Raw genomic sequence first — 6,306 nt, 5'->3', positions numbered from 1 at the left:
CAGGTTGAGCCCGGGGATTTCACATCCAACTTAACGAACCACCTACGCGCGCTTTACGCCCAGTAATTCCGATTAACGCTTGCACCCTCTGTATTACCGCGGCTGCTGGCACAGAGTTAGCCGGTGCTTATTCTGTCGGTAACGTCAAAATTGCAGAGTATTAATCTACAACCCTTCCTCCCAACTTAAAGTGCTTTACAATCCGAAGACCTTCTTCACACACGCGGCATGGCTGGATCAGGCTTTCGCCCATTGTCCAATATTCCCCACTGCTGCCTCCCGTAGGAGTCTGGACCGTGTCTCAGTTCCAGTGTGACTGATCATCCTCTCAGACCAGTTACGGATCGTAGCCTTGGTGAGCCATTACCTCACCAACTAGCTAATCCGACCTAGGCTCATCTGATAGCGCAAGGCCCGAAGGTCCCCTGCTTTCTCCCGTAGGACGTATGCGGTATTAGCGTTCCTTTCGAAACGTTGTCCCCCACTACCAGGCAGATTCCTAGGCATTACTCACCCGTCCGCCGCTGAATCCATGAGCAAGCTCACTTCATCCGCTCGACTTGCATGTGTTAGGCCTGCCGCCAGCGTTCAATCTGAGCCATGATCAAACTCTTCAGTTCAAACATCTTTGGGTTTTTAAGAAACCCTAAACTTGGCTCAGCAATCGTTGGTTACATCTTTGATTTCTCGCGGAGTAACTTGTGATGCTGATAATCTTGTTGACTATCAGTCTGACTCCACAAGCACCCACACGAATTGCTTGATTCAGTTGTTAAAGAGCGGTTGGTTAAGATCTTTCGTCTCAACCGAGGCGCGCATTCTACAGCAGCCTCATTTGCTGTCAAGTGATTATTTTCAGAAGTTTTCGAAGAATTCCTCAACAACTTCAACCACTTGCGCTTCCGATCTCTCGTTAGCGGGAGGCGAATTCTACAGCGTTACTCGCTGTTGTCAACACCTCTTTTTCTCCGCTTTCGACCGAGAAGATCGAACCGTTGAAAGCGCCAGATCAACCGGCATTTCCAACTCCTTCCAGGCTTCGATGAACTGAAGCAAGCCGCTGTCGAAAACTGCGTAACTCATTGAATCTCAAGGAGTTTTCCGTTTCGACTGCGCCGGAAGTGGGGCGAATTATAGACTTCTAGAATTTGCCGTCAACACTTAATTTCAGTTTTCTTTCAACAACTTACGATCAGGCTAAAAAACAGCCAAATCACCCCTCTATATAGAAGAAGTCACCCAGCCTTCTATATAGAAGGCCACCTCAGAGCACTCCATCCTCTTTCAACGCCGCCACCGCACCCGCGCCCAACCCCAGCACCCGCTGCAAAACCTCCAGCGTGTGCTCGCCCAATAAAGGAGGGGCACGTCGGTATTCAACCGGCGTCCGCGATAACCGGATAGGGCTAGCCACCTGAGGAACCATCCCGGCCAACGCATGTGGCAGCTCTATCGCCAGACCCCGGGCCTTCACCTGCGGATCTTCAAACACCTGCGACAGATCATTGATCGGCCCACACGGCACACCCGCCTGTTCAAGCTCGGCAACCCACTCAGCCGTCGTCTTGAAGACTGTGGCCTGCCGAATCAGCGGAATCAGCACCGCGCGGTTCGCCACCCGCAGCTTATTAGTAGCAAAGCGCGGATCATCGGCCCACTGCGGCTGCCCCGCCACTTCGGCGAACTTGCGGAACTGCCCGTCATTACCCACGGTGAGGATGAAGTCACCATCAGCGGTAGGAAAATCCTGATAAGGCACGATGTTCGGATGCGCATTCCCCAGACGCTTTGGCGCATTGCCTGTGGTCAGGTAATTCATCGCCTGGTTCGCCAGACACGCCACCTGCACGTCCAGCAATGCCATGTCGATATGCTGACCACCGCCATCGTGATCGCGATGGGCCAGCGCAGCCAGAATCGCCACCGTCGAATACAGGCCGGTGAGAATATCCGTCAACGCCACACCAACCTTCACCGGTCCGGCGCCTTCATCGCCTTCAGGCCGACCCGTCAGACTCATCAAGCCGCCCAGCCCCTGAATCATGAAGTCATAACCCGCTCGCTTGGCATACGGCCCGGTCTGGCCAAAGCCGGTGATCGAGCAATAGATCAGATCGGGATTGATCGCCTTCAGCGACGGGTAATCCAGACCGTAAGCGGCCAGACCACCGACCTTGAAGTTCTCGATAAGAATGTCCGACTTGGCCGCCAGCTCTCTCACAAGCTGCTGCCCCTCGGGCCGCGTAAAGTCGATAGTCACCGATTGCTTATTGCGGTTGGCCGACAAGTAATAAGCCGCTTCTGTCGTGTTCTCGCCATAAGCGTCCTTAAGGAAGGGCGGCCCCCAGGCGCGCGTGTCATCACCGTTGCCGGGGCGCTCGACCTTGATCACCTCGGCGCCAAGGTCGGCGAGGATCTGCCCGGCCCACGGCCCGGCCAATACTCGCGATAAATCCAGTACCCGCAGATGCGACAACGCGCCCATGGTCGCTCTCCTGTTAATAGAACGCCTGCAGACCGGTTTGCGCGCGCCCCAGGATCAGCGCGTGGACGTCATGAGTACCTTCATAGGTATTCACCACCTCCAGGTTGACCAGGTGACGAGCCACGCCGAACTCATCGGAGATACCGTTGCCACCCAACATGTCGCGAGCCATCCGGGCGATGTCCAGGGACTTGCCGCACGAGTTGCGCTTCATGATCGAAGTGATTTCCACCGCAGCCGTGCCTTCATCCTTCATGCGCCCCAGGCGCAGGCAGCCTTGCAGGGCCAAGGTGATTTCGGTCTGCATGTCGGCCAGTTTCTTCTGAATCAATTGAGTAGCTGCCAGCGGCCGGCCGAACTGGTGGCGATCAAGGGTGTACTGGCGAGCGGTGTGCCAGCAGAACTCGGCTGCGCCCAATGCACCCCAGGAGATGCCGTAACGCGCCGAGTTGAGGCAGGTGAACGGACCTTTCAGACCACGCACGTCAGGGAAGATGTTCTCTTCCGGCACGAACACGTTGTCCATGACGATTTCACCGGTGATCGACGCACGCAGGCCGACCTTGCCATGAATCGCCGGAGCGCTCAGGCCTTTCCAGCCCTTCTCCAGCACGAAGCCACGAATGTCGCCGGCATCGTCCTTGGCCCAGACCACGAACACATCGGCGATCGGGCTGTTGGTGATCCACATCTTGGCGCCGGTCAGGCTGTAGCCGCCGTCGACCTTGCGCGCACGGGTGATCATCGCGCCCGGATCGGAACCGTGGTTCGGCTCGGTCAGGCCGAAGCAGCCGATCCACTCGCCGGACGCCAGTTTTGGCAGGTATTTCTGTTTCTGGGCTTCAGTGCCGAATTCGTTGATTGGCACCATCACCAGCGAGGACTGCACACTCATCATCGAGCGGTAGCCGGAATCAACACGCTCCACTTCGCGAGCGATCAGACCGTAGCTGACATAGTTGAGACCGCTGCCGCCGTATTGCTCCGGGATGGTTGCGCCGAGCAGACCGACTTCGCCCATCTCGCGGAAGATCGCAGGATCGGTTTTCTCATGACGGAACGCTTCAAGGACACGTGGCGCCAGGCTCTGTTGAGCGAACTGCGCGGCGGTGTCGCGGATCATGCGCTCTTCTTCGGTGAGCTGTTGATCCAGCAGCAGGGGATCGATCCAGTTGAAGCTAGCTTTACCGCCCATGAGTGTGTCCTCGCAAATCGGTGAATTAACGTGGCATTGATCCTAGGCCCGGTTCGTCATCCCGGCAAACGAGGATTTCGCATCCTGTTGTGCTAATTTCTCACTCCGAGACGGCGCTGGATGCCTTTTACGCGCCGCATTAGTGAGGTTAACGTACATGCGCAGGAAGATCCCCAGCACTACCGCCCTGATCAGCTTTGAGGCCGCCGCTCGTCACGAGAGTTTCACCAAGGCAGCCGAAGAACTTTCCCTCACCCAAGGTGCTATTTGCCGACAGATCGCCAGCCTTGAGGACTTCCTTAGCGTGGAACTGTTCCGACGTTCGCGGCGTGGCGTAAAGCTGACAGAAGCAGGACTGTCCTATAGCCGCCGTGTTGCCACGCAACTGGATGCCGTCGAGCGCGATACGCTGTCGGTGATGGGCCAGCAAGGCACCAACGTAATCGAGCTGGCGGTGGTGCCGACGTTCGGCACGCAATGGTTGCTACCCCGGCTGAAAGACTTCCAGCTCAAGCATCCGGAGGTGACCGTCAACCTGACCAACCGTACCCGGCCGTTCCTGTTCGCCGACACTGACTTTGACGCGGCGATCTACTTTGGCGACGCCGATTGGTCCGGTACCGAATCCCACAGACTGATGGGCGAAAATCCGATGCCGGTATGCAGTCCCGCCCTGCTGGGCAAAAACACGCATCTGACCGCTGACGAGATTGCCGATCTTCCACTCCTGCAACAAACCACCCGCCCCTACGCCTGGCGCCAGTGGTTCAACTCGCAACACTTGAATATTCCTCGCGACATGACAGGTCCGCGCTACGAGCTATTCTCCATGCTGGCTCAGGCCGCCATGCACGACATGGGGATCGCGCTGATTCCGCCATTCCTGATTCAGCGTGAATTAGCCGAGAAACGCCTGGTGATTGCCAACCCCAATGCGCTCTCAAGTATCAAAGCCTATTACCTGATGATTCCTGAGCGAAAGGTCGAATCGGCGTCACTCAAGGCATTTCGCGATTGGCTGGTCAACCAGGCAAATAGCTACAGCCTAGAAGGATAAAGGCCTACAGCGATTGCTAACCCGGTAGTCAGGAAAATAAAAGCCCTACAGATATAAGTATTTGTCGCAAAATCGCAGACTGTATCCGAAAGTCGTACAGACGTCCCACAAGCGCCTGAAGACGTGGCTTTGAGCCTCCATCCGCGACTCATTACGGCCTATTCACGCCGCCGATGAGAAATTTTTTCAAATTCAGCCAGAATCCTTACAAGGCACGGCCTGCAAGGGATTGCACTAGCTATCTGCGACATTCGGTCACGGCATGACTTGTAGTTAATTTTCCGTCACCCGTCATAATCCCTTGAAGGGCATAAAGTTCGCCTGCAAAATGCCGCGCCCCGCCCTGATTTGGCGGGATCGTGCTGATCGGCCGCCCCAGTCGCACCATCCGCAGTGCCTGGGTTTACTCAATAAGATCACGCAGGAGATTTGACGTGCACATTGGTGTTCCTCTCGAAACCCAGACCGGTGAAACACGGGTTGCTGCAACCCCGGAAACCATTAAAAAGCTGATCAGCCAAGGTCATAAGGTCACTGTGCAAACCGGCGCCGGCGTTAAAGCCAGTGTTGTCGACAGTGCCTATGAAGCGGCGGGCGCGATCATTGGCAGTGCCAACGATGCGTTCGGTGCCGAGCTGATTCTCAAAGTGGTCGCCCCCAGCGACGCCGAACTGGCGCTGATCAAGCGCGGCGCGGTGCTGGTCGGAATGCTCAATCCGTTCAATAACGAAACCATCGCCAAAATGGCCGAATGCGGGATCACCGCGTTCGCCCTCGAAGCGGCGCCGCGCACCTCCCGCGCACAGAGCCTCGACGTGCTGTCGTCGCAGGCGAACATTGCCGGCTACAAGGCCGTGTTGCTGGCCGCGCACTACTATCCGCGCTTCATGCCGATGCTGATGACGGCTGCGGGCACCGTGAAAGCGGCGCGCGTGCTGATTCTCGGCGCAGGCGTGGCTGGATTGCAGGCCATTGCCACGGCGAAACGCCTGGGTGCGGTGATCGAAGCGTCTGACGTGCGTCCGGCGGTGAAGGAGCAGATCGAGTCCCTCGGCGCCAAGTTCGTCGACGTGCCTTACGAGACCGATGAAGAGCGTGAATGCGCCGTCGGTGTCGGCGGTTACGCGCGGCCAATGCCGGCGAGCTGGATGCAGCGTCAGGCGCAGGCCGTGCACGAGCGCGCCAAGCAGGCTGACATCGTCATCACTACCGCGCTGATTCCTGGCCGCAAGGCACCGACGCTGCTAAGCGCGGACACCGTGGCGCAGATGAAACCGGGCTCGGTGGTCATCGACCTCGCCGCTGCTCAGGGTGGCAACTGCCCGCTGACTGTGGCTGATCAAGTCGTGATCGAGAATGGCGTGACCATTTGCGGCCCGACCAATCTGGCTGGTGAAGTCGCTGCAGACGCCTCGGCACTGTACGCGCGCAACCTGCTGGACTTCCTCAAGCTGGTGTTCACCAAAGAAGGCCAGTTCGACGTCAACCTCGAAGACGACATCGTCGCCGCGTGCCTGATGTGCCGCGACGGCCAAGTCATCCGCAAAAACGCCTAAGCAGGGATTCAGA

The 6,306-nt window shown here is 57.3% G+C and carries 4 protein-coding genes and 1 rRNA gene (1 of these 5 running past the window's edge); 2 read left to right on the top strand and 3 right to left on the bottom strand.

Going from position 1 to position 6,306, the window contains the following annotated elements; genetic code table 11:
• The 3 genes from ACXX9E_RS06240 to ACXX9E_RS06230 all read right to left on the bottom strand — a co-directional run.
• A 16S ribosomal RNA gene (locus ACXX9E_RS06240) occupies positions 1 to 620 on the bottom strand; it reaches 917 nt to the left of the window's first position.
• A gap of 644 nt (positions 621 to 1,264) precedes the next feature.
• Positions 1,265 to 2,485 (bottom strand): CaiB/BaiF CoA transferase family protein, encoded by a 1,221-nt coding sequence (locus ACXX9E_RS06235; protein WP_458555168.1) that lies wholly within the window; start codon positions 2,483 to 2,485, stop codon positions 1,265 to 1,267.
• A gap of 13 nt (positions 2,486 to 2,498) precedes the next feature.
• Positions 2,499 to 3,680: an acyl-CoA dehydrogenase gene (locus tag ACXX9E_RS06230; RefSeq protein WP_123470295.1), complete on the bottom strand. Its 1,182-nt coding sequence runs from the start codon at positions 3,678 to 3,680 to the stop codon at positions 2,499 to 2,501.
• A gap of 157 nt (positions 3,681 to 3,837) precedes the next feature.
• On the opposite strand from ACXX9E_RS06230, the gene ACXX9E_RS06225 reads away from it, so the two are divergent.
• Both ACXX9E_RS06225 and ACXX9E_RS06220 read left to right on the top strand, forming a co-directional pair.
• Positions 3,838 to 4,737, top strand: coding sequence for a LysR family transcriptional regulator (locus tag ACXX9E_RS06225; RefSeq protein ID WP_123470293.1), 900 nt, complete (start codon positions 3,838 to 3,840; stop codon positions 4,735 to 4,737).
• 434 nt (positions 4,738 to 5,171) lie between these two features.
• Positions 5,172 to 6,293 carry a Re/Si-specific NAD(P)(+) transhydrogenase subunit alpha gene (locus ACXX9E_RS06220; protein ID WP_123470291.1) on the top strand — a complete coding sequence of 374 codons (1,122 nt, stop codon included), beginning with the start codon at positions 5,172 to 5,174 and terminating at the stop codon, positions 6,291 to 6,293.
• Positions 6,294 to 6,306 lie beyond the last annotated feature (13 nt).

The sequence above is a fragment of the Pseudomonas sp. GNP014 genome (assembly GCF_054344005.1).
Note: the sequence above shows the minus strand (reverse complement) of the source record. Positions and strands in the feature narration are given on the sequence as shown.

Coding starts and splice junctions, on each gene's coding strand:
- ACXX9E_RS06235 (WP_458555168.1), bottom strand. CDS start 2,485: ATGGGCGCGTTGTCGCATCTGCGGGTACTGGATTTATCGCGAGTATTG.
- ACXX9E_RS06230 (WP_123470295.1), bottom strand. CDS start 3,680: ATGGGCGGTAAAGCTAGCTTCAACTGGATCGATCCCCTGCTGCTGGAT.
- ACXX9E_RS06225 (WP_123470293.1), top strand. CDS start 3,838: ATGCGCAGGAAGATCCCCAGCACTACCGCCCTGATCAGCTTTGAGGCC.